Source organism: Paracoccus saliphilus (assembly GCF_028553805.1).
GTDB classification, from domain to species: domain Bacteria; phylum Pseudomonadota; class Alphaproteobacteria; order Rhodobacterales; family Rhodobacteraceae; genus Paracoccus; species Paracoccus saliphilus.
On record NZ_CP067140.1, the window covers coordinates 2,919,227 to 2,944,556 of the forward strand.

The window sequence follows — 25,330 nt, forward strand, 5'->3', positions numbered from 1 at the left end:
CTAGATATGGCGGTTTATCTCATCATTCAAAACAACAAACATGACATGGATGAAAAAAACGATAATCATTCAGGCGACGTCCAGAAACAGCCCGACAATGCCTTGTTCCTCCATCGGAAAACTTCCGCTGGCGCGAGGCCCATGCCAACAAATTGGCTCGTGCCCGGTGACGAATCCTTTTCATCCGCCGCCGCAGGCCCCATATTGAGGGCAAGGAGAAGAAGCCACATGCCCTTACCGCATTTTTTGCTGTTGATCGTTGCGGTGATCCTTGCAGCCGCCATTACCCTTTGGGCCAGCCTTGCCGCAGGCGTACCGCTGATCACCCTGCTTCTGGTGGCCTTGACGGGGGCCGCCCTGCTTCATTTTTCAACGCGGAACTGGCACGATCACGACCGTTGATCCGGCTGACTCAGCTTTCCAATTCGGCATCCCAATAGAGGAAATCCATCCAACTCTCATGCAGATGGTTGGGCGGGAATCGGCGGCCGATGGCATGCATTTCCTCGGGGGAAGGCTGACGCGGCCTGCGGCGCAGGCTCATGCCGCAATGGCGCAGGCTGCGATTGGCCTTGCGTAGATTGCAGGGCGAGCAGGCTGCAACGACATTTTCCCAACTGGTAATCCCGCCGCGTGATCGCGGCACGACATGATCGAAGGTCAGTTCACCCTTCGCTCCGCAATACTGGCAGCAGAATTCATCCCTCAGAAAAAGATTGAAGCGCGTGAATGCCACGCGCTTCTGAGGTTTCACATAATCTTTCAGGACAACGACGGAGGGTATCCGGAAGGCCTGTCGCTGACTTCGTACGACCTCGTCATATTCGGCAATGATGCTGACCCGATCGAGGAACACCGCCTTGATCGCCTCTTGCCAGGGCCAGAGCGAAAGCGGGTAATAGCTGAGAGGCCGGTAATCCGCGTTCAGCACGAGCGCCGGATGATGGCGCAGATTGCCCGGTTCCCGCACGAACTGGGTTCGAAACTCCGTCTGATGAGATTTATCCAGCATTCTGCGTTCCTGCCTGCCCCGTCTCGACCTGACCGAGGCGCCCATCACTCCATAAGCCGACTATATATCGTGGCCAGATTCTGACAAGCCCCCGGATGTATCCGATGCATGGATCAAATAGCGTGTCAGAATGACAAGCCCATGACAACTTGCCCGCGTCCCTCCCAGATGGCAGTCTGGCGGTCATGAAGATATCAGCCCCGCCGGTTCTCGGCACATTGGAAAGCGCCCTTTACGCAGAGGATCTGGACAGCATGACCAGCTTCTGGGCGGATGTCATGGGGTTCGAACAAATCGCGGCCGTTCCCGGACGCCATGTCTTTTTCCGCATAACCGATGCACCGCACCCGCAGGTATTGCTGATCTTTCGTGCAGAAGCCACCGAAAAACCACCTGCGCCCGACGCGAAGCTTCCAGTGCCGCCCCACGGCGCGCACGGCCCTGGGCATTTCTGCCTCGCCGTAGCGCAAGACCGGCTTGATGACTGGCGCAACTATCTGATCTCGCAGGATGTCGAAATCGAAGCGGATTTTCATTGGCCGAGCGGCGCCCGCTCGATCTATTTCCGCGATCCGGCCGGAAACTCCATAGAACTGGCCGATCCGGCGCTCTGGAGATGAGTACTTCTCCTTGATGGAAATACCTTCGGCTGCCCGCCTACTTGCCCAAGCGATCCTTCAGGAAACCCAAGGCTACCGACAACCCGTCGGGCGCGATACCATGGCCGGTGCCCTCCATCACATGGCCATAGACGGTGAAGCCAGCGCCTTCCAGCGCCTCGCCGGCCAGTTTCATATCCTCGAAGGGAACCATGGGATCGGCATCACCATGAATCAGCAGCACCGGCGGCTTCACCTTCGTCTCGGCCTCCAGCCGTTCGGGCAGCAAAAGCCGTCCCGAGAAACCGACGATCCCTGCCACTTCACGCTCGCGACGCGGCAGGACATGCAGCGCCATCATCGTACCCTGTGAAAAACCGACTAATACCATCCGGTCAGAGGTCAGCCCCTCATCGGCCAGCACCTTGTCCAGATAGGCGTTCAGCGCATCGATCGAGCGTGCCATCGCCTCCTTGGCCTGCTCTTCGGTCGAGCCGTCCAGCCACGGGATCGGAAACCACTGGTAACCCATCGGATTGTTGACGCTACGCTCGGGTGCGTCGGGGGCGTAGAATGCCGTGCCAGGCAAATGTGGCGCAAGGGGATCGGCCAGCCCCAGCAGATCGGCGCCATCCGCGCCATAGCCATGCAGAAACACGACAACCGCATCGGCATTCTCGGGTCCCTTTCGGGCGGATTTCAATTCCATGCTCACCTGATCCCTTCACGTCCCTTGAACTGCCGGTAATAGGCCCACAGTCCCCGCGCTGCAACCGAACGCCAGGGACGCCACGGCTCGGCCATTTCCCGCAGCGCGGCCGGGCCAGGGCGTTCCTCCAACCCGTAAAGCATCCGCGCTGCCTCTTGCAGCGCCAGATCGCCCGCCGCCAGAACATCCGCCCGTCCCAATGCGAATTTCAGGTAAATCTCGGCAGTCCAGAGACCGATCCCCGGCAACGCGACCAGCGCGGCAATCGCCTCGTCATCGGGCATGTCGCGCAGGCCGGGCCAGTCCAGCTCCGCTTCGGCAATCCCGCGCAGGTAGCGAATCTTGGGGCGCGATAGCCCTACAGCGCGCATTTCCTCGTCGCTTGCCTCCACGATCCCGCCGGGAGTGGTAAGGTCCGCCGCCACCATCCGATCCCAAATCGAACCCGCCGCGGCAATAGAGATCTGTTGCGACACGATGGCACTCGCTATCGCTTCGAACCCATCAGGACGGCGTCGCAAGGGCAATGGACCCAGTTCCGGCAGCACCCGCGCCCAGACCGGGCAGATCCGGGTCAGATAGGCCGCACCTTCGGCCAGATCGGCCTTTGTTTCGATCAGCCGTCCCGGCCCCTGTGACAGGCCCGGCGCATGCTCAGCCATGATCTGCCTGCGCTTCGAGCTTCAGCCGCGTTTCCCAGGCCATCGAGATATGCTGGCGCAACGCCTGATCCGCCGCATCGCCATCGCCTGCCGCGATCGCATCGACGATCCGCATATGCTCGGCCAGCGCCGTCTCGCTGCGCCCTTCGGCCGCCAGCGAGGTCTGGGCCATCAGCGCCATGCTGCGATGCACAAGATCAAGCTGCTGCACAAGGTAGCGGTTATGCGAGGCCAGATGGATCTGCCGATGAAAACGCTTGTTCGCCCGTGCCAATGCCTCGGGATCGCCCACCGCCTTCTGGTCCTCGGCTACCATCTGCGCCAGCACCCGCACCTCTTCTGGTGTGGCGTGACGGGCGGCCAGCCGCGCCGCCAGTGCTTCCAGTTCGGCCCGCACGACGTAAAGTTCGGCCAGTTGATTGTGATCGAGCGAAGCGACGATCAGGCTACGTCCGTCACGCACCAGCATCTGTTGTGTCTCGAGCCGCTGCAGGGCTTCGCGCACCGGCGTTCGCGACACGCCGAAACGCTCGGCCAGCTCGGATTCGACCAGCCGGTCGCCGGGGCGATAGGTGCCGGATTCGATCGCGGCGAGGATCAGGGAATATGCATCATCTCTCATGACCGACACGATTGGCCGGGCGCGCGGCAATTGCAAGCGCGCAGTCGCCGGGATATGCGACAAGTATGGATTTCAAGGACACCGATATCTGGATCTTCGATCTGGACAACACGCTTTATCCGCCCGAGGTGAATCTGTTCGCGCAGATCGAGCGGCGCATGGTTGCTTTCGTCATGCGCGAATACTCGGTCACTGCGGAACAGGCCAATCGGATGCGGCGCGATTACTGGGCCGCTTACGGAACCACGCTGGCCGGGTTGATGGCCGAACATGATGTCGATCCGGTTGCCTATCTGAACGAGGTGCATGACATCGACTTTTCGGTGCTGCCGCCAGCGCCGGATCTGGCCAGGGCGATCTCTGCGCTTCCGGGGCGCAAGCTGGTTCATACGAATGGCGATTCGACCTATGCGGGCAAGGTGCTAGCGGCTTTGGGACTGGACGGGTTCGAAGCGATTTACGGTGTAGAAGAGTCGGATTTCATTCCCAAGCCGGAGCAGGAGGCCTATGCATCCGTGATGCGGCAGGCGGGAATCGATCCAAGCCGAGCCGCATTTTTCGAGGACGATCCCCGCAACCTCATTGTCCCACATTCATTGGGAATGCGCACCGTACTGGTCGGACAGGGACGCGATGGCCCGAACGCACTTGCGGGGCCGGGCGGGATTGGTGATCATGTCCAGCATCAGACCCCCGATCTGACCGCGTTCCTGCGGAAGATCGTTCCGGCATAAATCCCTTTGGCAGAGTGCAGATGAGCAGCAAGATCGAAGATATCGACATTCTGGTCTCGGGCGGCGGGATTGCCGGGCTGATCGCGGCGGCCGGGTTCGGGGCCGAGGGTTTCTCGACCCTTTGCGTCGATCCCACCCCCCCGGTGACCGAGGAAGCCGCCCGCGGCGCCGATTTGCGCAGCACCGCCTTTCTCGCCCCATCGGTCGATCTGCTGGAGCGCATCGGGCTGTGGGACCGTCTCGCGCCCTTTGCAACGCCCTTGCAGATCATGCGCATCGTCGATGCGGGCGGCGCACGGCCCGAGGCGCGCCTGACCCGCGATTTCGATGCCGCCGAGATCGGTGATGCGCCCTTTGGCTGGAACCTTCCCAATTGGCTCTTGCGGCGCGAGATATCGGCCCGGTTGGAGCAACTGCAAACCGTCCACTTCCTGCCCGGCATCGGCACCGCCGATCTTGTCCCCCGCGACGAGGGCGCCATGGTCACACTGTCAGATGGCCGCCACCTGCGTGCGAAACTGGTCATCGCCGCCGACGGGCGCAACTCGCCCACCCGGCAGGCATTGGGCATCGGGGTGCGGACATTCCGCTATGGCCAGAAGGCGCTGGCCTTCGCCGTCACCCATGAGCACCCGCATGAAAATGTCTCGACAGAGATCCACCGCTCGGGCGGGCCCTTCACGCTGGTTCCCCTGCCCGATCGCGACGGGCTGCCATCCTCGGCTGTCGTGTGGATGGAAAACGGCCGTGAAATCGCCCGGCTGCGCGCCCTGCCCCGCAAAGATTTCGCGGAAGAGCTGAACGCGCGTTCGGCCGGTGTTCTAGGCCGCCTGAGCCAGGCCACCGCGCTGACAGAATGGCCGATCATCAGCCAGATCGCCGACCGCTTCAGCGGTCCCCGCACCGCGCTGATCGCCGAGGCCGCCCATGTCGTCCCCCCCATCGGCGCACAAGGCCTGAACATGAGCCTTGCCGATCTGACCACGCTGATCGACCTGTCCCGCAACGATCCCGGCAATCCGGCGAGCCTCGATCGCTATAACCAAAGCCGCCGCCCGGATGCCTATGCCCGATTGCTGGGCATCGACGCACTGAACCGCGCCAGTCAGGCCAAGATGCGCCCGCTGCGCGACCTGCGCGCTGCCGCGCTTGGCGGCTTTTATGGCATCGGCCCGATCCGCCGGATGGTGATGCGCGCCGGGCTTGGCCTGGGTTCGGCGAGAGCCGGCGACGGATAAGCGGTACTGCCCCGGGTTGCTCTTGCTTTCTCTCTGCTATCTGATCGGGATCATAGATCCGATCAGGGGTAACAAGATGCCAAATCAACAATATGCATTGGCCATGGCCAGGTACAATCTCTGGCAAAACGAGAACCTGCTGGCCGCCACGGACAGTATTTCAGCCGAGGAACGCGCTAGGGATCGCGGAGCCTTCTTTGGATCGATCCAAAAGACATTCTCGCACATCCTGTGGGCCGACATGGCCTGGTTGAGCAGATTCGCCGGAACGACGCCCCCCTCCGGCGGCATTCCTGATTCGACCACCTTGGCCGATGACTGGGACGATTTTCGAAAGGAACGGCAGAGGATGGACGAACGCCTCCTGCAATGGGCGCATGAGACCTCGCCGGAATGGTTCGAAGGCGATCTGACCTGGTTTTCAGGCGCGATCGGGCGCGATATCACCAAGCCAAAGAAAATGCTCGTGCTGCAGATATTCAATCATCAGACCCATCATCGCGGCCAGATCCACGCGATGCTGACGGCGGCGGGGATCAAGCCCGGCGATACCGATATACCTTTCATGCCCGAGCACTATCTGAACTTGTAGCTGCGGCCATTCGGAAAACGCGAGCAAATCGCCGGTGTATCAAGCCTCGTCCTGAAGCGCCTTATTTCTTGCGGCGGCGTTTCTTGGCGCGCTTGATCTCTGCCAATCTGGATTTCGTCGAGACCCGGCGCGGGCTACGGCTGCGCTTGCCTTTGCCCGGAGCGCTCGGCAGTGCCTCGCCTTCGAGTTCAAGCAGTTCCAGTGTAAGCCCCCCGGTGACGGGCACCGCTTCGGCAAGACGTACCGTGACACGTTGCCCGATGCCGACCTCGATCTCCGTATCGGCGCCGATCAGCTTCTGCGCGTCGGGGTCGAAGTGGAAATATTCCTGCCCGATATCGCGGATCGGCAGCAAGCCATCGGCCCCCGTCTCATCCAGCTTGATGAAGGCCCCGAAACGCTGGATACCGCTGATGCGTCCGGTCATTTCCGTGCCGACCCGGTCGGCCAGATAAGCGGCAAGATAGCGGTCGGTTGTATCGCGCTCGGCCGTCATCGAGCGGCGCTCGGTCTCGCTGATATGGGTGGCGGTTTCAGAGAGGCGCTCGATATCGCCGTCGGATAATCCGTCCTTGCCCCAGCCATGCCCGGTAATCAGTGCCCTATGCACGACGAGATCGGAATAGCGGCGGATGGGCGAGGTGAAATGCGCATAGTTCTTCAACGCCAAGCCGAAATGGCCGAAATTCTCGGGATGATAGTAAGCCTGCGTCATCGAGCGTAGCGTGGTGATATTGATCAGCTCGTCGAAATCGGTGCCCTCGGATTGGGCCAGTAGCCGGTTCAGATGGCTGGTCTGCAAGACCTGCCCCTTGGCCAGCGTGAACCCCGATGCTTGCGCCACCTCGCGCAGTGCGTCGATCTTGTCCAGCGAGGGTTCCTCGTGCACCCGGAACAAGAGCGGGCGCTGACGGCGGGACAATTCCTCGGCGGCGGCGACATTGGCCAGCACCATGAATTCCTCGATCAGCCGATGCGCGTCCAGGCGTTCGCGGAAATTCACCGCTTTGACGCGGCCATCCTCGGTCAGCTCGATCCGGCGTTCCGGCAGGTCCAGATCCAGCGGCTGACGCCGCTCACGCGCCGATTTCAGTAAGCCGTAAGCATGCCAGAGCGGCTTGATCACCGAGTCCAGCAAGGCTTCAGTCTGTTCGTCGGGCTTGCCGTCGGCTGCCGACTGCGCCTGCCCGTATGACAGGCTGGCCCGGCTGTTCATCATGCCGCGATGGAATGTGTGGCTGACCTTGTTGCCCTGCGCGTCCAGCCGCATGCGCACCGCGATCACCGGGCGATCCTCGCCCTCATGCAGCGAACAGAGATCCGCCGAGAGCGCCTCGGGCAGCATCGGCACCACGCGGTCGGGAAAATAGGTCGAGTTGCCACGGTTCCAAGCTTCACGGTCCAGCGCCGAACCGGAACGGACGTAATGCGCCACATCGGCGATCGCGACCCAGATGGTGGCGCCGCCGTCTTCCTCGACGGAACCCGCGACAGCGTCGTCGTGATCCCGCGCATCCGCCGGGTCGATGGTGACCAAGGGCAGGTCGCGCAGATCGTCGCGGCCCTTCATGGTCGCGGGCTTTTGCGCCTCGGCCTCGGCGATGACCTTGTCGGGGAACTCGTCGGGGATTCCGTGCTGATGAATGGCGATCAGGCTGACCGAGCGAGGGGCTGAAGGATCGCCCAACCGGTCCACGATCCGGGCCAATGGCAAACCAAGGCGACCTTTCGGCCCGGCCTGTTCGGCTTGCACCAATTCCCCCGACTGCGCCCCGAGCGTGGCATCCGGTCGGACCCGCCATTCACGGTCCTGCCCCTTGTCGATGGGCACGATACGCCCGCCCTCGGTCTCCTTGCGGAACACGCCCACGATCCGATTGGGCGCGGCAGCGATGCGGCGCATGAAACGCGCCTCGTATTGGTAATCCTCGCCATGCACCTCGACCAGCCGCGAGAGGAAGCGTTCACCTTGCCCCAATGCCGGATCGGCTTCGCGCGGGGTGAACAGGATACGCGGCATCGGCCCTTCACCACGCCATTCCAGCGGGCGGGCGAAAAGATCGCCAGAGCCGTCCGGGGCCAGCAGTTCCAGCACCGTCACGGGGGGCAGTTTCTCGGGGTCGAGATAATGGCGACGGCGGCGTTCAAGCTGACCCTCGGCCTCGAGTTCCTTCAGCAGCCGCTTCAGCTCGATCCGATCCGCGCCCTTGATGCCGAAAGCCTTGGCGATGTCACGTTTGGAATTGGCGTCGGGATGCTCGGCGACCCAATCCATGATCTGTTGTTTGCTGGGAATCTGGGTCATGGAACGAGCCTAACAGGGAGAGAAAGGAGAGGCGACAGGATTTACAATTCGCGTATCATGTCGCGGTGAGGGATGCCCGCGTCATCGTAGACCTCGCCCGCCACCTTGAAGCCCAGCTTCTCGTAGAATCCGATGGCATGCACCTGCGCACCAAGCTTGGCATGGGTCACGCCGGGACGTGCCCGCAGAACATCCACCGCCGCCCGGATCAGCTTGGTGCCAAGACCGGTTCCACGTGCCTTGGCCAATACGCAGACCCGCCCGATCTTGCCCGTCGTCCCGGATTGCAGGATGCGGGCCGTCCCGACCGGCTCGCCCTCTTCCCATGCCAGAAGATGGATCGCCTGCCCGTCCAGATCGTCCCATTCATCGGCCTCGGCAATGCCCTGCTCCTCGATGAACACGGCGTGGCGCAATGCGCGGCAAGCATCGATATCGTCCGTCTCTTCGATCCTCATGCGAAATACCTTTCCAGGATGCGCTGGTAAATGCCCTGAAGCTGCCGCACCTGATCCGCGGGCACGCGCTCATCGACCTGATGCATGAATTGGCCGACCAAGCCGAATTCGACCACCGGACAGTGATCCTTGACGAAGCGCGCGTCCGACGTCCCGCCAGAGGTCGACAATTCGGGCTGCCGTCCACATTCCTCGGTCACAACGGCTCGGACAAGATCGACGAAGGGGCCGGGCTCGGTCAGGAAAGCCTCGCCCGATATATCCGCCTCGACCGTCAGTTCGACGCCGGTTTCCCCGCTGACCGACTCGGCCCGAGCGGTCAGGTCGCGGGTCAAAGATTCGCCCGTATGCAGATCGTTGAACCGGATATTGACCACCGCCACCGCCGCCTCGGGAATGACATTCGAGGCGGGGTTGCCGCAATCGATGCTGGTGATCTGCAGGCCGGTGGGGTCGAAATGATCGGTTCCCTGGTCCAGTGGTTCGGATATCAGCCCGTCCAGATAGCGGGTCAAGGCGTGCAGCGGGTTGTTGGCGCGATGCGGATAGGCGGCATGGCCCTGCACGCCTTTGGCTTTGATCCGGAAGGTGACCGAACCGCGGCGCCCGATCTTCATCATCTCGCCCATTTCGTTCGGATTGCTGGGCTCACCGACGACGCAGGCATCCATGCGCTCGCCATTCTCGGCCATCCAGTCGAGTATCGCGCGGGTGCCGTCCTTCGACGCTCCCTCCTCGTCGCCGGTGACGGTCAGGATCACGGCACCATCGGGCGGGGTCCGGGTGACGAAATCGATGGCGGCGGCGGTGAATGCCGCGACGCCCGACTTCATGTCGGTGGCACCCCGACCCCAGATGATCCCGTCCTCGACATGCCCGCTGAAAGGCGGATGCGTCCATGATCCCGTGTCACCGGGCGGCACCACGTCGGTATGACCGTTGAAACCGAAGCTCTTCGCACCCTTCGCGCCCCATCGCGCGAACAGGTTCGGCGTGCCGTTCCGGTCCACCCGGTGGATCACGAACCCCGCCGCAGCCAGCATGTTGCCAAGCAGCACCAGCGCCCCGCCCTCCTCGGGTGTCACGGAAGGGCAGCGTATCAGGCGGGCGGTCAGGTCGGCAGCGTCAGTCATGTGTTCAGATCCAGAATTCGAATGCACGGCGGACAAGGTTGAGCCCGGTCAGCACCAGAAGCACCAATGTCCAGCGCCGAAACTGCACCACATCGAGCCGGTCCTGCAAGGCAAAGCCGGCCATCATCCCCGCGAAAGCCGGAACGCATAAGACCAGCGACAGCGGCAGGGTCTGCGCATTCAGTATCCCCGAGGTCAGATGCGCCGCCGTCAGCACGACCGCCCCCAGCAGGAACACCACACCCTGCACCCGCACCTGCTCGCGCTTTTCAACGCCGACGGATAACAGGTAGACGATCAGTGGCGGTCCCCAGATTCCCGAGATGCCGCCATAAAGCCCGCCGACGATTCCGGTGACGGCCTCGGCCCGGCGGCGGTGATGCAAGGGCAGGACCAATGACCGTCCCGCCAACTGCCACAGGGCGAAACCGACGATCGGCGCCCCCAGCAGGATATACATCACCGGCTGCGGAAGCGCCTTTGCGAAACCCGCCGACACGCAGATGAAGATCACCACCATCGAGATATGCAGCCGGAAGCGCCAGATCGAACCCCAAGCCTCTTGCGGCCCCTGCCGGAATGCCTGCTGAATATTGGTCAGCAGCGTGGGCAGGATCAGTGCCGCCAGCGCCGTCGTGGCGGGCAGGATCGAACCGAAGGCCGAGAGCATGATCATCGGCATGGCGAATCCGACCGCGCCTTTCACAAAGCCCGCAAAGGCCGTGATCGCCATTGCCCCCCAGAATTGCCAAGTCTCGATACCGAACATGAGCGGCACGCTAGACCGAGCGCAGGGGATTGGAAATGCCTTTTCATGCAGAAGCGGCACGCAAATCTATCGAGCGTCAACCGGGAAGCCAAGACATTAGCCGATTTGCGCCATTCACCGCCCCTTCCGCAGAAACGCCAAGGCGAAAGCCATGAATTTGCAACGCCTTGACGCAATCGCTACGGGAGCGGCAATCACCCCTTCTTCTTGCCGTCCGACTTGCCCCGCGCCTCGGTCGCGGCAGCGATGGCATTGGCGGCCTCGTCCTGCATCTTCTGTGCGAAGGTCACCATCTGCGCGGCATAGGCCTCTGCCCAATCGGCGAAATTGCCGCTCTTCATGGCCGAAGCCCGCATCTCTTCGCCCTTTTTCTGCATCGTCTGGAACTGCTCTTCCCAAGCGCTCTGCATAGTTTCCCACTGAGTGCGGACATTCTCGCCCGCCTCGTCGAAATAGCCCTGCATCTGCTTGTTCAACTCTTCTTGGCGCTGCATCGTGGCTTCCTGCCACTTGCGGGCGCTGGCCATCATGTCGTCACCTTGGGCGTTCATCTGCTCCTGCCATTCGCTGACGCGCTCTTCGAAGCTGCGGGCATTCTCGGCAAGGCTGGAAAACATGTCGGACAGTTTCATTATGCTTCTCCCTGCGGGGCCAAGGCCCGGCGCGACAGACGCCATGACAAAGCCCGCCCCTCGAATTTCAGCCTGCTGCGAGAGGCGGGCTTTGTCAAATATGGATCAGCCGCATGGCGGGTTTCGGGCCGGCTTCATCCCCCGCCCTGAACCGGCGTATCCGCAGCCTCGCCCCTTTGCCGCTCGATCTCGCGCCAGCGGGCGACATTGGCGTTATGCTCGTCCAGCGTCTGCGCGAATGCATGCCCGCCCGAGCCATCGGCCACGAAGAACAGGTAATCGGTCTCCGCCGGATTCAGCGTCGCCCTGATCGCGGCGCGGCCCGGATTGGCGATCGGCGTCGGCGGCAGTCCGTCGATGCGATAGGTATTGTAAGGCGTGGTCTCGTTCAGCTCGGACCGGCGCAACCCGCGATCCAGCACCCCCTGCCCATCGGTGATGCCATAGATCACCGTCGGGTCGGTCTCCAGCCGCATGCCCTGCTCCAGCCGGTTGACGAAGACGCTGGCCACCTGCGGCCGCTCGTCGGGAACACCTGTCTCCTTCTCGACGATAGAGGCCATGATCAGCGCCTCCTGCGGGGTCTCGTAGGGCAGTCCGAAAGGTCGCGCCTCCCATTCCTCGGCCAGGATCGCAGCCTGCCGTTCGGCCATCCGGGTCAGGATCGAGTTGCGATCCTGGCCTTTATCGACCTCGTAGGTATCCGGGGCAAGGCTGCCCTCCTCGGGCAGTTCGTCAATCTCGCCGGTCAGGAAACCGGCGGCTTTCAGCCCCTCGACAACCTGCCAGCTCGTCACCCCCTCGGCCATGGTCAGGCGCAGCCGGGCGTCTTCCTGTTCTTCGGCCGAAGCAATCGCCTCGGGCGCGTCCTCGACCGCAGGATTGTAACGCGCGCGCTCTTCATAGGCGCCGGTCTCGGGGTTGATGTCACGCAGAAGCATGGTGTTTTCCCGCACGCCGATGCGCAGGATCACCTCGGTTCCGCAGGTCGAGGGGCCACCCGTGGTAATCGTCCCGATGATATCCTCCATGCTGGCATGGGGCGGCATCAGGTAGCTTCCGAAACGCAGATTGCGCGCCTCGTCCATGTAATCGGCACCGGCGCGAAAGATATAAGCGTTGGATATCGCCCCCTGTTCGGCCAGCTGCTTGCTGACCGCGTTCAGGCTGGCGCCCGGAGCGATCTCGACGCATTGCGCGATTTCACTGGGCCCCTGCCCGGTAAATTGCTGCTTGGCCCATGCCACCGCCCCGGCAGCGGCGATCAGCAACACGACCAGCAGCGTGAAGAAATTCGAGGCGATATTGCGCCAGATCATCCATCAACCTTTCCAAGCACGAGACTGGCATTGGTACCGCCAAACCCGAAGGAATTCGACAGCGCCACGTTCACGTTGCGGCGAACGGCAGCATTGGCGGCAAGATCCAGTTTCGGCTGAACGGCAGGGTTGTCCAGGTTGATCGTCGGCGGGCAGATCTGGTCGCGGATCGCCAGCACGCAGAAGATCGCCTCGACCGCGCCCGCCGCGCCCAGCAGATGCCCGATGCTCGACTTGGTCGAGGACATCACGGCGTCTTTCGCGCTTTCGCCCATCAGCCGCTCGACCGCGCCCAGTTCGATCGTGTCGGCCATGGTCGAGGTGCCATGCGCATTGATGTAATCGATCCTGTCCGGCCCGATCCCGGCAGAGCGCAGCGCGTTCTGCATCGCCCGGTAACCGCCATCGCCATCCTCGGCGGGCGCAGTGATGTGATAGGCGTCGCCCGACAATCCGTAGCCGATCACCTCTGCATAGATCGTCGCGCCGCGCGCCTTGGCATGTTCATATTCCTCCAGCACGACAACACCCGCGCCCTCGCCCATGACGAAACCGTCACGATCCTCGTCATAGGGGCGGCTGGCCGCCTGCGGATCACCGGCCCGCTTGGTGGACAGCGCCTTGCAAGCGTTGAACCCGGCAATCCCGATCTCACTGATCGGCGCCTCGGCCCCGCCGGCCACCATCACATCTGCATCGCCCAGCATGATCAGCCGCGAGGCGTCGCCGATCGCATGCGCCCCGGTCGAGCAGGCGGTCACGACAGCATGGTTCGGCCCCTTGAAGCCGTAACGGATCGAAACCTGCCCCGAGATCAGGTTGATCAGCGCGCCGGGGATGAAGAAGGGCGAGACCCGCTTCGGCCCGCGCTCCTTGATCAGCACCGCCGTCTCGGCGATCGAGGTCAACCCGCCGATCCCCGAACCGATCATCACGCCGGTGCGCAGTCTTTCCTCTTCTTCCTCGGGCTCCCATCCGGCATCCTTCACCGCCTGCTCGGCAGCGGCCATGCCGTAAAGAATGAAATCATCGACCTTGCGGCGGTCCTTGGGCGCCATCCAGTCATCGGGATTGAAAGTTCCGTCGCTGCCATCGCCGAACGGTATCTCGCAGGCATATTGCGTCACGACATCCTTGGGATCGAAGCGCGTGATTGGCCCCGCCCCCGATTTGCCGGCCAACAGTCGTTCCCACGTCGCCTCGACGCCGGAAGCGAGCGGCGTGACCATCCCCAGACCGGTGACAACAACCCTGCGCATGCGCGTATCCTTCAAGCAAATCCTCGTTCCCGACCTGATACACGCGGGCGATGAAGCGCGCAACGCCGCAAGGACAAAACCCACCCGCTTCCGTCGTCGCCTATTGCAATGAAATACCCCCGCACCGCATTTCAGCGGAACGGGGGCTGCTGTCAGGCTGCGCCTCTTGCCGGGCGGCTGGCTGCTTCGATAGGCGCGCGGGCAACCGTGGAACCCGCACCTTCGCCTGACTTAACGAAAGGGGCCGGTCACCCGGCCCCGTCCTTTCATCAACTACACCCGCTGGTGCCTCCGCAGGTATTGCACTTCATGCAGGTACCGTTGCGCACCAGCGTGTAATTGCCGCATTCCCCGCAGGGATCGCCCTCGTATCCCTGCATCCGGGCCTTGGTCCGAGCATCGGGCACTGTCGTCGCGACGGCAGCCGGAGCCGCCTGATAGCTGGTCGCGGCCTCTGCGATGCCACTGGCAACCGCCTGCGTCGAAACCCCGCCCTGCAGAACCATCAGCTCTTGCGGCAAGCGCTTGCGCAGGTAACCCGCGCTGCTGATCTGCTTGAGCATGGTCAGCGATTTCAGCTCGCTCTCGTCGCTGACAGGGGCGACATTGGCCTTGCCCTCGCCCTCGCCTCCGCCGAGATCGTCAAAGCTCGCGCCTTCGGGTTTCACATGCGCCAGATCCGTGCGGTCGAGATAAGAGACCGCCAGTTCCCGGAACACGTAATCGAGGATCGAAGTCGCGTTCTTGATGCTGTCATTGCCCTGCACCATGCCCGCCGGTTCGAAGCGGGTGAAGGTGAATGCGTCCACGAATTCCTCCAGCGGCACGCCATATTGCAGGCCCACCGAAACCGCGATGGCGAAATTGTTCATCATCGCCCGGAAACCCGCGCCTTCCTTGTGCATGTCGATGAAGATTTCACCCAGGGCGCCATCGTCATACTCGCCTGTACGCAGATAGACCTTGTGCCCACCGACGATGGCCTTCTGCGTATAGCCCTTGCGGCGCTGCGGCAGTTTTTCACGATGGCTGCGAACGGTTTCCTTGACGATGATCTTCTCGACGATTTTCTCGGCGATGACCGCGGCCTTTTCCTGCGCACTGCCATTGGCCAGCACCTCTTCGGCCTCCTCATCATCTTCGACCAGCGCCGACGCCAGCGGCTGCGACAGTTTCGAGCCGTCGCGATAAAGCGCATTGGCCTTGATGCCGAGCGACCATGACAACTCATAGGCGGCCAGCGCATCGGCAATCGTGGCGGTGTTGGGCATGTTGATCGTCTTGCTGATCGCACCCGAGATGAAGCTCTGTGCCGCCGCCATCATGTAGATGTGGCTATCGACCGAAAGGTAACGCTTGCCCTTCTTGCCGCAGGCATTGGCGCAATCGAAGACCGACAGGTGCTCGTCCTTCAGGAACGGCGCACCTTCCAGCGTCATGGTGCCGCAGACATGGTCATTGGCGGCCTCGACCTGAGCGCGGGTAAAGCCCAGATGGCGCAGCAGGTCGAAGGTCGGATCGTTCAGCTTTTCCGCCGGAATGCCAAGCGTGGATTTGCAGAATTCCTCGCCCAATGTCCACTGGTTGAAAACAAAGCGGATATCGAATGCCGTGGCCAGCGCGGCCTCGATCTTCTCGATCTCACGCGGGCCGAAACCATGGCCGGTCAGCGCAGTGTGGTTGATGCCGGGGCAGTTGCCAAGCGAGCCATGACCGACCGCATAGGCGATGATCTCCTCGATCTGCGAAGAAGGATAACCCAACATCTCGAGCGCCGCCGGAACCGATTGGTTGATGATCTTGAAATAGCCGCCTCCGGCCAGTTTCTTGAACTTGACCAAGGCGAAGTCGGGTTCGATCCCGGTCGTGTCGCAATCCATGACCAGCCCGATCGTGCCGGTCGGCGCAATCACCGTGGCCTGCGCATTGCGGAAACCATGTTGCTCGCCCAGGGTCAGCGCCTCGTCCCATGCGTCGCGAGCAACCGAAACCAGCCGCTGATCGGGGCAGTTGTCGGCGTCGAGCGCAACCGGCTTGACGTTGACACCCTGATAGGCGTCGGTGCCAAAGGCTGCCGCGCGGTGATTGCGGATCACCCGCAGCATATGCTCGGCATTGCGCTCGTAGCTTGGGAACGCCCCCAGTTCAGACGCCATCTCGGCCGAGGTCGCATAGCCCACACCGGTCATGATCGCGGTCAGCGCACCACAAAGCGCCCGGCCCTCGTCACTGTCATAACCAAAGCCCATATTCATCAGCAGGCCACCGATATTGGCATAGCCAAGCCCGAGCGTTCGGTAATCATAGGACCGCTGCGCGATTTCCTTCGAGGGGAACTGCGCCATCAGCACGCTGATCTCCAGCGTTACGGTCCACAGGCGCGTTGCATGAACATAGGCCTCGGCGTCGAAACGGCCATCATTGTAGAATTTCAGCAGGTTCATCGACGCCAGGTTGCAGGCGGTATCGTCGAGGAACATGTATTCGCTGCAGGGATTGCTGCCCCGGATCGGGCCATCTGCCGGACAGGTATGCCAGGAGTTCACCGTGTCATGGAACTGGATACCCGGATCGGCGCAGGCCCATGCGGCATGGCCGACCTGGTCCCAGAGTTCGCGGGCCGAGACGGTCTTGGCAGTCTTGCCGTCGGTGCGGCGCAGCAATTCCCACGGGGCATCGTCGCGCACCGCCTGCAGGAAGGCATCCGTCACCCGCACCGAGTTGTTCGAGTTCTGGCCCGAGACGCTGACATAGGCCTCGGAATCCCAATCGGTGTCATAGGTCGGGAATTCGATGCTGTCGAAGCCCTGCCGCGCATATTGCAGCACGCGGTTGATATAGGTTTCCGGGATCATCGCCTTCTTGGCGCCGCGGATCGCGGATTTCAGCGCGTCGTTCTTCGCCGGGTCGGTCGCGTCCTCGATGCTGCCGTCCCATTCGCCTATGGCGGCGAAGATCTCGTTCAGCTTCGCCTCATGCGCCTTGGAGCCGGCGACGAGGCTGGCGACCTTCTGTTCCTCGATCACCTTCCAGTTGATGAACTGCTCGATATCGGGGTGATCCATGTCGCAGATCACCATCTTGGCGGCGCGGCGCGTGGTGCCGCCCGACTTGATCGCGCCCGCCGCGCGGTCGCCGATCTTAAGGAAACCCATCAGCCCGCTGGATTTGCCGCCGCCCGAGAGGTTCTCTCCCTCGCCGCGCAGCGAGCTGAAATTGGTGCCGGTGCCCGAGCCGTATTTGAACAGCCGCGCCTCGCGCACCCACAGATCCATGATGCCGCCCTCATTCACCAGGTCATCGGCGACGGATTGGATAAAGCAGGCATGCGGCTGCGGATGCTCATAGGCGCTGTCGGACTTGACCAGCTTGCCGGTCTTGTAATCGACATAGAAATGCCCCTGCGATGGCCCATCGATGCCATAGGCCCAGTGCAGCCCGGTATTGAACCATTGCGGGGAATTCGGCGCGGCCATTTGCCGGGCCAGCATGTGGCGCATCTCGTCGTAATAGGCGCGGGCATCTGCCTCGCTGGTGAAATAGCCGCCCTTCCAGCCCCAATAGGCCCAGGCCCCGGCCAACCGGTCAAAAACCTGCCGAGCGCTGGTTTCGCCGGTATAACGCGCTTCCTCGGGCAGGCTTTCCAGCGCCTTTTTGTCGGCCACGCTGCGCCACAGGAATTCGGGCACACCCTTTTCCTTCACCCGCTTCAATACCGCCGGAACGCCGGCCTTGCGGAAATATTTCTGGGCGATCACGTCGCTGGCGACCTGGCTCCAGCCTTTCGGGATCTCGACGCTGTCATTGCGGAAGACGATCTGGCCATCCGGATTGCGAATTTCGCTGACTGTCGTGGTGAATTCGATTTCGCCATATGCGCCACTCTTCTCGGTGGTAAAGCGCCTTTCGATCTTCATGTCCTGCCCCTCTGGTGCCTTGTTACTGTCCCTCGTCCGGAACTGCGCCCCTTCCCGACAGGCATGGAGATACCGCCACCCGGCCGTGCAACCGGGTCCGGCGAAGTGATCGCCGCCATATCGAGGTGAACCAAATCCCGAGCCAGGCCGCGATGCTGTCCACAGGTTTCCCCACCACATCTTGTGCCGCCATAGCCACATCACACAAAGTGACGCGTTATTGTCATCCTTTCAACTTCTTTTTTTGACAATGTTTGAACAGAATGGCGTTGACATCGGCCGGATCCCGCCTTGCCGGGATTCGCGCACAATCCGCCATACGCATCGTGCCAACCTACTTGGCGATTGCGGTTTTCACGAAAACCTTCAAATGGATAGATCCGGAAGTTCACCCTTCTTCCACAGGGTTATCCACGGACCATCCCCAGCTTGCACACAGCTGATGCAAAGAAGTCACAATATCCGGTTAACCTGTCGTGGCAGGTTTCGGCTGGATGATTTCACGGCAAGTCACCATCAAATCCAGAGGCTGGTCGAAAGTTTCTGCTGGTATCGAGGGCAGTTCCTGGCTCGCGAAGGCCAGCCCAATCGCGATTACGGGCCCCTCCGATCGCAGCAATTCCAGCGTTCGATCATAATATCCCCCGCCATAGCCGATACGATTCCCCGCCCGGTCGAATGCCGCCAGGGGCACGATCAATATATGGGGGCGCCGCACCGGTGACGATTCGGGGGGGTGCGAGGTGCCGAATGGCCCCGGCTCCAGAGGACCACCGTCCCAGCCTCGAAAGACCAGGGGTACGGCCTTGCCGGTCACGACCGGCAGGCAAAGCGGGCCACGATGCGCCCGCATCGCGGGAATGGGATCGGCTTCCCCTCGCATTGGCCAATAGCCCGAGAGGGTCTTCCCGGCATGCGGTGCAAGCGCGGCGCTCAAGTGACGGGTGATCCCGGCCTGATCGCCTCCGTGCTGCTGGCGGGCGGCCAGTGCCTGTCGCCGCAATGCGGATTTCTCTGCGGCGCTCATAGCAACACCGCCGAGGCGAGGCCGAGAAAGGCGAAGAACCCGACGACATCGGTCACCGTGGTCACGAAGGTGCCCGACGCCAGTGCCGGATCGGCCCCCAGTTTTTCCAATGTCAGCGGGATCAGGATCCCGGCAAGCGCGGCAATGCCCAGGTTGATGATCATCGCGATACCGATCACGGCGGCAAGGGACATGCCGTCGAACCAGAACCAGGCAACCACGCCCATGACAGCGGCAAAGGCCAATCCGTTCAACAATCCCACCGCCGCCTCGCGCCGGACTACACGCCAGACATTGCCGCCGGTCAGGCTCTTTGTCGCCAGCGCCCGAACCGCAACGGTCAGGGTCTGCGTCCCGGCATTGCCCCCCATCGAGGCAACGATCGGCATGAGCACCGCCAGCGCCACGATCTGCTGGATCGTCGCCTCGAAGACGGCAATCACCAAGGAGGCGGCAATCGCGGTCACCAGGTTCACCATCAGCCATGGCAGGCGTTGGCGCAGCGTTTCGATCACGCTGTCGGTAATCGCGGAGTCCTCGCCGACACCTGCAAGACGCAGGATGTCCTCTTCATGTTCCTCGTCCAGGACCGACATGGCGTCGTCGATGGTGATCACGCCCACCAGCCGGTCATCCTTGTCCACGACCGGTGCGGAAATCAGGTGATACTGGTTGAAGGCATAGGCGACATCGCCCTCGTCCGCATAGGCGCTGATCGTCCGGAAACTGTCCTCTGACAGATCGCTGATGGGGGTATCACGCCGCGACGCCAGCATCCGCCCAAGCTGAACATAGCCGATAGGATGCCGGCGCGGGTCGACCAGGATGATGTGATAGAACTGTTCCGGCAACCATTCCTCGGCCCGCAGGAAGTCGATAGCCTCGCCCACGGTCCAATGCCCGGGCGCGGTCACCACCTCGGACTGCATCAGGCGACCTGCGGAATATTCTGGATAGGTCAGCGATTGCTGTACTGCGGCACGGTCGGAATCATCCAGAACGGCGAGGATGTCAGCGCGCTCGGGTTCATCCAGATCTTCGACCAGGTCAACGACATCGTCGCTGTCCATCTCGCGCACGGCCTCTGCCAGCACGTCTGGCGGAAGTTGTTCGAGCACTTCTTCGCGGATCGATTCATCGATCTCGGACAGGATCTCGCCGTCAATCTCACCGGAATAGAGAGTCAGAAAGGCGCGCCGTCCCGAGGTGTCCAATTGCTCGATGATATCGGCGATATCGGCGGCGTGCATCGGCTCAAGCAGTTCGTTGAGCCTGGCGGCCTCTCCGGCCTCGATCGCCGCGTCTATCTGCTCCAACCATTCACGCCGCGGCAGGAATTCATCCTCCTCGCGATCCGACGGCGTCTCGGCAACCTGATCCTCGGCGTCGGGGCGCTCGTCGTGATTCATCCGGGTTCTCCTGTCCTGTGATACTGGTTAATTTTGGCTGGATAGAGCGCGCCGCTCACGCGTTCAACAATTCAAGCGCCTGCTGGTGAAGAAGTTCCGTCGCCGCAGCGACAACCTGCCCTCCCTGCGCCGCGGAGCCGCCCTGCCAATTCGTCACGATACCCCCGGCCGCTTCTATCACCGCCAGCGGTCCGGCAATGTCATAGGACTGCAACCCGGCCTCTATCACCAGATCGATCTGCCCAAGGGCCAGCAAGGCATAGGCATAGCAATCCAGCCCATAGCGGGTCAGCCGGACCTTGGCTGCCACGCGCCGGAAAGCCTCGGCCTCGGCCTCGGTGCCGAGTTCGGGAAAGGTCGTCATCAATGTCGCCTGATCCAGCGTGACACCGTTCCGCACCGCCAATGGCCTTTGACCGTCCGGGCCGGTCAGCCGGGAGAGGCCAAGCCCGCCTTCGAAACGTTCGCCGATATAGGGCTGGTCGATCAGACCGTAGCGTATCCCCTGCCCGTCACTTAGCCCAATCAATACGCCCCAGCTTGGCGCACCGCAAATAAAGGCACGAGTGCCGTCGATGGGGTCGAGAATCCAGGTCAGTTCGCTGCTGCCCTCTCGATGTCCAAATTCCTCGCCGAAAATCGCATCCTTCGGTCGGCGGCGCGCCAAGACCTCCCGCATCGCCTTTTCGGCGGCGCGGTCGGCCTCGGTCACCGGATCGAAATCCGCGGGCCGTTTGTTGTCGGTCGCGAGCGAAGCACTGCGAAACAGCGGCAGGATCGCCTGCCGGGCTGCATCCGCCATCTCATGTGCCGTGTCGATGATATCCTGCGCGTCTTGCATGGCTGCCCACCCTGTCCGCCAAGGGCAGGTCTAGCGCCGACAGCCGCAAGCTTCCAGCCCCCATCGCCGCGCGCAACCCACCGGGCTGCGCAGCGGCGTCAATTGTCAGGCGACATTCGACAATACACGCGCGAGTTCAAAGATTTGGCGGCGTTGCGTTTCGGGAATGGCATAATATGCCCGCACGAGTTGCAGCGCCTCCTTGTCGGCGAGGATATCCCCCTCGACCTCTCCCATGGCCAGTTCATGCAGGCCTTCGAAAAAGAAATTCACTGGCACATCAAGTGCGTGGGCAATATCCCACAGGCGGGATGCCGAAACCCGGTTCATGCCTGTTTCGTATTTCTGGATCTGCTGAAACTTGATCCCGACTTTATCGGCAAGTTGCTGCTGCGTCACGCCGATCATCCAACGACGATGACGAATCCGCTTCCCGACATGTACGTCCACACTGTGCTTCATACCAAACCTCGTTACGCAATTATAAATTGAACCAATCTCCACTCCGCAATCAGCGGATGATAACTCCGCTAACATACCAAACCTAAAATAAAAATACAGACAAAGTTCAAAGGGTGGTGAAAACTGAAGAAACTGTTACAAACCGGTGATATCATTTCACCTTTCACATGAAAGCTCAATGTCGAACAGAATAAGGCTCGCAAATGTGAACGCATTCGGTGAAGAGCCCATTGTGCTCGAATCACCCGCTCCCCGACGTTCCGGGGATGACCTGTTGCTGCGTATGCGCTGCGCGGCACTGAACTTCGCCGATCTGCTGAAGGCAAAGGGTGAGTATCAGGAACGGGAAGAGCCTCCATTCACGCCCGGCCTCGAAGGTGCGGGCGAGGTGCTGGAGGCTCCAGCCGGTAGCGGATTCGCCCCTGGAGACCGGGTTGCCGTCTGCCATCCCGGCACAATGGCGCAGGTGATCGCCGTGCCACAGAGTGCCTGTCTGAAGATTCCCGACCGGATGAGCTTCGAGCAGGCGGCGGGATTCCAGATCGCTTATGGCAGCAGTCACCTGGCACTCACTTTGCGGGCGGCCCTGAAGCCCGGAGAGACCCTTGCCGTTCTTGGCGCGGCGGGCGGTGTCGGTTTGACTGCGGTCGAGATCGGTCGCGCCCTGGGTGCCCGGGTGATCGGAATCGCCCGTGGCGCCGAAAAGCTGCAGACAATACAGGATGCCGGTGCCGAAAAGGTGATCGACAGTGCCGACAGCGCAGATCTCAAAGCAACATTGCGTGATCTTGGCGGGGTGGATGTGGTTTACGATCCAGTAGGAGACACGCCAGGCGAGGCTGCTTTCGGCGCATTGCGCCGGGGTGGGCGCTTTCTGGTCATCGGTTTTGCGGGCGGCAACACACCCAAACTGCCGCTCAACCACGCATTGGTCAAGAATATCGCCATTCACGGGTTTTACTGGGGTGGTTACAATAGCTTGGAGCCATCCGCCCTACGCAACAGCCTGTCGGAACTGTTCCACCTGTTCGACACTGGCAAGCTCAACCCGGTAGCGAGTAAACCCCTGCCCCTGTCGCGTCTTGTCGAGGGCTATGAAATGCTTCGCAGCCGCCGAGCGGTCGGAAAGATCCTCATTTCCTTATGATCCTGCACATTTGAATGGTTACAGTAGTTGAATCACGGTCACATCTCGCCAATATAATGCCCATGACAGCAACGCCATTCCTACAGGGGAGACATTGATGGCAGAATACAACTCTTACCGTACCGCGCAGGGCGTCGGCACCCGCTCGGCGGTGATCGATGAAGGGCTGCGGGCCTATATGAACCGCGTATATGGGCTGATGTCGGTCGGAATGCTTGTGACCGCCGTCTTCGCCTGGGGCATCAGCACGCTCGCCGTCGATGCCAGCGGTCAATTGACCGGCCTCGGCACGGCGATCTACGCCTCGCCACTGAAATGGGTGATCATGTTCGCCCCGCTGCTGGTCGTCTTCGGCTTCGGCGCTGCGCTCAACCGCCTGTCGGTTCAGGCGGCAACCATGGTCTTTTACGGCTTCGCCGCCTTGATCGGGCTGTCGATCAGCTCGATCTTCCTCGTCTACACGGCCTTCTCGATCGTGCAGACATTCCTCGTGACGGCCATCGCATTCGCCGGCCTGTCCCTCTGGGGCTATACCACGAAGAAGGATATCTCAGGCTGGGGCAGCTTCCTGATCATGGGCGTGATCGGCCTGATCGTCGCCTCGATCGTGAACATCTTCCTGCAGTCCAGCGGTCTGCAATTCGCGATCTCGCTCCTTGGCGTGCTGATCTTCGCCGGCCTGACCGCCTACGATACGCAGAAGATTAAGAACACCTATCTGCAGCTGGCCGGGTCGGACAGCGAATTCCTGGGCAAGACCGCGATCATGGGGGCCCTGCAGCTATACTTGGACTTCCTGAACCTGTTCATGTTCCTGCTCTCGTTCCTGGGCAACCGCGATTAATCGCAACCCACCCGACGAAATCGACAAAGGCCGGGCATTCATTCGCCCGGCCTTTCTTCTTGCTCCACCCGCAAAGGCCAAGCCAGCCTAGCTCGCGCATCGCAGCTTCTTCTTCAGATCAATATCCTGCAGGGGGAATCGTCGTGAAAACGACGATGGGGGGCACAAGGCCCCCCCAATAAAGTTCCGTCGCGCGAAACAAAATCAGAAATGGATGGCCCGGCCATAGGCGTCCAGCACCGCTTCATGCATCATCTCGGACAAGGTCGGATGCGGGAAGACCGTTTCCATCAGTTCGGCTTCCGTCGTTTCCAGAGTGCGGCCCACGACATAGCCCTGAATCAGTTCGGTCACCTCGGCTCCGACCATATGCGCGCCCAGCAATTCTCCGGTCTTGGCGTCGAACACGGTCTTGACCATCCCCTCGGTCTCGCCAAGGGCAATCGCCTTGCCATTGCCGATAAAGGGGAAACGCCCCACCTTGATCTCGTAGCCCTTCTCCTTGGCCTGCGCCTCGGTATAGCCGACGCTGGCGACCTGCGGCTGGCAATAGGTACAGCCCGCGATCGAGTTCGGTTTGACCGGATGCGGATGCTGGCCCGCGATCAATTCGGCCACCATCACGCCCTCATGGCTGGCCTTGTGCGCCAGCCAAGGCGCACCGGCGAGGTCGCCGATGGCATAAATCCCGTCAATACCGGTGCGGCAATATTCATCGGTTACGACATGGCTGCGGTCGAGCTTGATTCCCATCTCTTCCAGCCCCAGGCCCTCGACATTGCCAACGATGCCGACGGCCGAGATCACCGTGTCGAATTCCATCTTCTCGGTCTTGCCGCCGGTCTCGACATGAGCGGTCACCTTGGCTCCGGCGCGGTCCAGTTTCTTGACCGTCGCCTTCTCCATGATCTTCATGCCCTGCTTGACGAATTGCTTCCTGGCAAAGGCGCTGATCTCGGCATCCTCGACGGGCAATACACGGTCCATCACTTCGACCACGGTAGTATCGGCGCCGAGCGTGTTGAAAAAGCTGGCGAATTCAATACCGATCGCCCCCGAGCCGATCACCAGCAGCTTCTTCGGCATATGCGGCGGTTTCAACGCGTGCTTGTAGTTCCAGACCAGCTTGCCATCCGGCTCCAGTCCAGGCAATTCCCGCGCCCGCGCGCCGGTGGCCAGCACGATGGATTTCGCGGTGATCTCTTCGGTGCCCTTGTCGGTCTTGACGCTCAGCTTGCCCTTACCTGTCAGCTTGGCCTCGCCCATGATGACAGAGACCTTGTTCTTCTTGAACAGATGGCCGATGCCGCCCGATAATTGCTTGGCCACGCCGCGGGACCGGTCCACGACCTTGTCCAGGTCGAAGCCGATCTTGTCAGCGGAGAGGCCGAAATCCTTGGCCCGCTCCATCAGATGAAATACCTCAGCGCTGCGCAACAGCGCCTTGGTGGGAATGCAGCCCCAGTTGAGACAGATACCGCCCAGATGCTCGCGCTCGATACAGGCCACCTTCAGGCCAAGCTGCGCCCCCCGGATCGCAGCCACATAACCGCCCGGTCCTGCGCCGACCACTACCATATCGAAATTCTGAGCCATCCGGTCCCCCGATTGCTGAAGATAGTTCAGCGTTAAACCATTAT

24 protein-coding genes are annotated in these 25,330 nt (G+C 61.7%); 7 read left to right on the plus strand and 17 right to left on the minus strand.

The features are described from left to right. The first annotated feature begins 6 nt into the window (after window positions 1–6). Entirely contained in the window at window positions 7–402 is a 396-nt protein-coding gene (locus JHX88_RS14095) for a hypothetical protein (protein WP_141225755.1), read from the plus strand. Between the two features lie 10 nt (window positions 403–412). On the opposite strand, the gene JHX88_RS14100 is transcribed toward JHX88_RS14095, so the two are convergent. Then, a complete protein-coding gene (locus tag JHX88_RS14100) occupies window positions 413–1,012 on the minus strand; it encodes an HNH endonuclease (protein WP_076523660.1) in 600 nt (199 codons plus the stop codon). Between the two features lie 191 nt (window positions 1,013–1,203). Here JHX88_RS14100 and JHX88_RS14105 point away from each other — a divergent pair, with 191 nt between their 5' ends. Continuing rightward, complete coding sequence (locus tag JHX88_RS14105; RefSeq protein WP_076523835.1) at window positions 1,204–1,632, plus strand: VOC family protein; 429 nt, start codon at window positions 1,204–1,206, stop codon at window positions 1,630–1,632. 37 nt (window positions 1,633–1,669) lie between these two features. Here JHX88_RS14105 and JHX88_RS14110 read toward each other — a convergent pair whose 3' ends face one another. From JHX88_RS14110 to JHX88_RS14120, 3 genes are read right to left on the minus strand one after another with little or no spacing between them, the layout of a single operon-like run. Next, a complete protein-coding gene (locus JHX88_RS14110) occupies window positions 1,670–2,320 on the minus strand; it encodes an alpha/beta hydrolase (RefSeq protein WP_419182341.1) in 651 nt (216 codons plus the stop codon). Window positions 2,321–2,322: 2 nt separating this feature from the next. Continuing rightward, window positions 2,323–2,982 carry a DNA-3-methyladenine glycosylase family protein gene (locus tag JHX88_RS14115; RefSeq protein ID WP_076523664.1) on the minus strand — a complete coding sequence of 220 codons (660 nt, stop codon included), beginning with the start codon at window positions 2,980–2,982 and terminating at the stop codon, window positions 2,323–2,325. Further along, entirely contained in the window at window positions 2,975–3,604 is a 630-nt protein-coding gene (locus tag JHX88_RS14120) for a GntR family transcriptional regulator (protein WP_076523837.1), read from the minus strand. The genes JHX88_RS14115 and JHX88_RS14120 overlap by 8 nt, the downstream gene beginning before the upstream one ends. Before the next feature lie 65 nt (window positions 3,605–3,669). Between JHX88_RS14120 and JHX88_RS14125 the strand changes: the two genes are divergently transcribed. The 3 genes from JHX88_RS14125 to JHX88_RS14135 all read left to right on the plus strand — a co-directional run bounded on the left by JHX88_RS14125 (window position 3,670) and on the right by JHX88_RS14135 (window position 6,168). Further along, window positions 3,670–4,338: a pyrimidine 5'-nucleotidase gene (locus JHX88_RS14125; protein ID WP_076523666.1), complete on the plus strand. Its 669-nt coding sequence runs from the start codon at window positions 3,670–3,672 to the stop codon at window positions 4,336–4,338. A 20-nt stretch (window positions 4,339–4,358) separates the two neighbouring features. After that, window positions 4,359–5,576 carry a UbiH/UbiF family hydroxylase gene (locus JHX88_RS14130; RefSeq protein ID WP_076523669.1) on the plus strand — a complete coding sequence of 406 codons (1,218 nt, stop codon included), beginning with the start codon at window positions 4,359–4,361 and terminating at the stop codon, window positions 5,574–5,576. Window positions 5,577–5,652: 76 nt separating this feature from the next. Further along, window positions 5,653–6,168 (plus strand): DinB family protein, encoded by a 516-nt coding sequence (locus JHX88_RS14135; protein WP_076523838.1) that lies wholly within the window; start codon window positions 5,653–5,655, stop codon window positions 6,166–6,168. Window positions 6,169–6,229: 61 nt separating this feature from the next. On the opposite strand, the gene rnr is transcribed toward JHX88_RS14135, so the two are convergent. From rnr to JHX88_RS14195, 12 genes are all read right to left on the minus strand, one after another. Beyond that, on the minus strand, window positions 6,230–8,473 hold the full coding sequence (gene rnr / locus JHX88_RS14140) for a ribonuclease R (protein WP_076523672.1): 2,244 nt from the start codon (window positions 8,471–8,473) through the stop codon (window positions 6,230–6,232). 41 nt (window positions 8,474–8,514) lie between these two features. Beyond that, a complete protein-coding gene (locus JHX88_RS14145; protein ID WP_076523674.1) occupies window positions 8,515–8,931 on the minus strand; it encodes a GNAT family N-acetyltransferase in 417 nt (138 codons plus the stop codon). Continuing rightward, window positions 8,928–10,064 (minus strand): succinyl-diaminopimelate desuccinylase, encoded by a 1,137-nt coding sequence (gene dapE, locus JHX88_RS14150; RefSeq protein WP_076523676.1) that lies wholly within the window; start codon window positions 10,062–10,064, stop codon window positions 8,928–8,930. The genes JHX88_RS14145 and dapE overlap by 4 nt, the downstream gene beginning before the upstream one ends. Window positions 10,065–10,068: 4 nt before the next feature. Continuing rightward, a complete protein-coding gene (locus tag JHX88_RS14155) occupies window positions 10,069–10,833 on the minus strand; it encodes a sulfite exporter TauE/SafE family protein (RefSeq protein WP_076523840.1) in 765 nt (254 codons plus the stop codon). Window positions 10,834–11,027: 194 nt separating this feature from the next. After that, complete coding sequence (locus JHX88_RS14160; protein WP_076523679.1) at window positions 11,028–11,465, minus strand: hypothetical protein; 438 nt, start codon at window positions 11,463–11,465, stop codon at window positions 11,028–11,030. A 134-nt stretch (window positions 11,466–11,599) separates the two neighbouring features. Next, a complete protein-coding gene (gene mltG / locus JHX88_RS14165) occupies window positions 11,600–12,781 on the minus strand; it encodes an endolytic transglycosylase MltG (protein WP_176011402.1) in 1,182 nt (393 codons plus the stop codon). Continuing rightward, window positions 12,781–14,043, minus strand: coding sequence for a beta-ketoacyl-ACP synthase II (gene fabF, locus JHX88_RS14170; RefSeq protein WP_076523683.1), 1,263 nt, complete (start codon window positions 14,041–14,043; stop codon window positions 12,781–12,783). Before fabF ends, mltG begins: the two co-directional genes overlap by 1 nt. Before the next feature lie 269 nt (window positions 14,044–14,312). Beyond that, window positions 14,313–17,960 carry a vitamin B12-dependent ribonucleotide reductase gene (locus JHX88_RS14175; RefSeq protein ID WP_076523685.1) on the minus strand — a complete coding sequence of 1,216 codons (3,648 nt, stop codon included), beginning with the start codon at window positions 17,958–17,960 and terminating at the stop codon, window positions 14,313–14,315. A gap of 466 nt (window positions 17,961–18,426) precedes the next feature. Beyond that, window positions 18,427–18,987, minus strand: a complete 561-nt coding sequence (locus JHX88_RS14180; RefSeq protein WP_076523688.1) for a 5-formyltetrahydrofolate cyclo-ligase — start codon at window positions 18,985–18,987, stop codon at window positions 18,427–18,429. Beyond that, complete coding sequence (gene mgtE, locus JHX88_RS14185) at window positions 18,984–20,396, minus strand: magnesium transporter (protein ID WP_076523691.1); 1,413 nt, start codon at window positions 20,394–20,396, stop codon at window positions 18,984–18,986. Before mgtE ends, JHX88_RS14180 begins: the two co-directional genes overlap by 4 nt. 55 nt (window positions 20,397–20,451) lie before the next feature. After that, window positions 20,452–21,237: a histidinol-phosphatase gene (hisN, locus tag JHX88_RS14190; RefSeq protein ID WP_076523693.1), complete on the minus strand. Its 786-nt coding sequence runs from the start codon at window positions 21,235–21,237 to the stop codon at window positions 20,452–20,454. Between the two features lie 105 nt (window positions 21,238–21,342). Then, window positions 21,343–21,699: a helix-turn-helix domain-containing protein gene (locus JHX88_RS14195; RefSeq protein WP_076523696.1), complete on the minus strand. Its 357-nt coding sequence runs from the start codon at window positions 21,697–21,699 to the stop codon at window positions 21,343–21,345. A 232-nt stretch (window positions 21,700–21,931) separates the two neighbouring features. Between JHX88_RS14195 and JHX88_RS14200 the strand changes: the two genes are divergently transcribed. Both JHX88_RS14200 and JHX88_RS14205 read left to right on the plus strand, forming a co-directional pair. After that, complete coding sequence (locus tag JHX88_RS14200; protein ID WP_272848036.1) at window positions 21,932–22,846, plus strand: NADPH:quinone oxidoreductase family protein; 915 nt, start codon at window positions 21,932–21,934, stop codon at window positions 22,844–22,846. A 97-nt stretch (window positions 22,847–22,943) separates the two neighbouring features. Next, window positions 22,944–23,690, plus strand: a complete 747-nt coding sequence (locus JHX88_RS14205; RefSeq protein ID WP_076523701.1) for a Bax inhibitor-1/YccA family protein — start codon at window positions 22,944–22,946, stop codon at window positions 23,688–23,690. A 204-nt stretch (window positions 23,691–23,894) separates the two neighbouring features. On the opposite strand, the gene lpdA is transcribed toward JHX88_RS14205, so the two are convergent. Next, a complete protein-coding gene (lpdA, locus tag JHX88_RS14210) occupies window positions 23,895–25,286 on the minus strand; it encodes a dihydrolipoyl dehydrogenase (protein WP_076523704.1) in 1,392 nt (463 codons plus the stop codon). Window positions 25,287–25,330: the final 44 nt, after the last annotated feature.

Bases quoted from the DNA above. Each gene is read 5' to 3' on its own strand.
- JHX88_RS14095 (WP_141225755.1), top strand. From the start codon at position 7: ATGGCGGTTTATCTCATCATTCAAAACAACAAACATGACATGGATGAA.
- JHX88_RS14100 (WP_076523660.1), bottom strand. From the start codon at position 1,012: ATGCTGGATAAATCTCATCAGACGGAGTTTCGAACCCAGTTCGTGCGG.
- JHX88_RS14110 (WP_419182341.1), bottom strand. From the start codon at position 2,320: ATGGAATTGAAATCCGCCCGAAAGGGACCCGAGAATGCCGATGCGGTT.
- JHX88_RS14115 (WP_076523664.1), bottom strand. From the start codon at position 2,982: ATGGCTGAGCATGCGCCGGGCCTGTCACAGGGGCCGGGACGGCTGATC.
- JHX88_RS14120 (WP_076523837.1), bottom strand. From the start codon at position 3,604: ATGAGAGATGATGCATATTCCCTGATCCTCGCCGCGATCGAATCCGGC.
- JHX88_RS14125 (WP_076523666.1), top strand. From the start codon at position 3,670: ATGGATTTCAAGGACACCGATATCTGGATCTTCGATCTGGACAACACG.
- JHX88_RS14130 (WP_076523669.1), top strand. From the start codon at position 4,359: ATGAGCAGCAAGATCGAAGATATCGACATTCTGGTCTCGGGCGGCGGG.
- JHX88_RS14135 (WP_076523838.1), top strand. From the start codon at position 5,653: ATGCCAAATCAACAATATGCATTGGCCATGGCCAGGTACAATCTCTGG.
- rnr (WP_076523672.1), bottom strand. From the start codon at position 8,473: ATGACCCAGATTCCCAGCAAACAACAGATCATGGATTGGGTCGCCGAG.
- JHX88_RS14145 (WP_076523674.1), bottom strand. From the start codon at position 8,931: ATGAGGATCGAAGAGACGGACGATATCGATGCTTGCCGCGCATTGCGC.
- dapE (WP_076523676.1), bottom strand. From the start codon at position 10,064: ATGACTGACGCTGCCGACCTGACCGCCCGCCTGATACGCTGCCCTTCC.
- JHX88_RS14155 (WP_076523840.1), bottom strand. From the start codon at position 10,833: ATGTTCGGTATCGAGACTTGGCAATTCTGGGGGGCAATGGCGATCACG.
- JHX88_RS14160 (WP_076523679.1), bottom strand. From the start codon at position 11,465: ATGAAACTGTCCGACATGTTTTCCAGCCTTGCCGAGAATGCCCGCAGC.
- fabF (WP_076523683.1), bottom strand. From the start codon at position 14,043: ATGCGCAGGGTTGTTGTCACCGGTCTGGGGATGGTCACGCCGCTCGCT.
- JHX88_RS14175 (WP_076523685.1), bottom strand. From the start codon at position 17,960: ATGAAGATCGAAAGGCGCTTTACCACCGAGAAGAGTGGCGCATATGGC.
- JHX88_RS14180 (WP_076523688.1), bottom strand. From the start codon at position 18,987: ATGAGCGCCGCAGAGAAATCCGCATTGCGGCGACAGGCACTGGCCGCC.
- mgtE (WP_076523691.1), bottom strand. From the start codon at position 20,396: ATGAATCACGACGAGCGCCCCGACGCCGAGGATCAGGTTGCCGAGACG.
- hisN (WP_076523693.1), bottom strand. From the start codon at position 21,237: ATGCAAGACGCGCAGGATATCATCGACACGGCACATGAGATGGCGGAT.
- JHX88_RS14195 (WP_076523696.1), bottom strand. From the start codon at position 21,699: ATGAAGCACAGTGTGGACGTACATGTCGGGAAGCGGATTCGTCATCGT.
- JHX88_RS14205 (WP_076523701.1), top strand. From the start codon at position 22,944: ATGGCAGAATACAACTCTTACCGTACCGCGCAGGGCGTCGGCACCCGC.
- lpdA (WP_076523704.1), bottom strand. From the start codon at position 25,286: ATGGCTCAGAATTTCGATATGGTAGTGGTCGGCGCAGGACCGGGCGGT.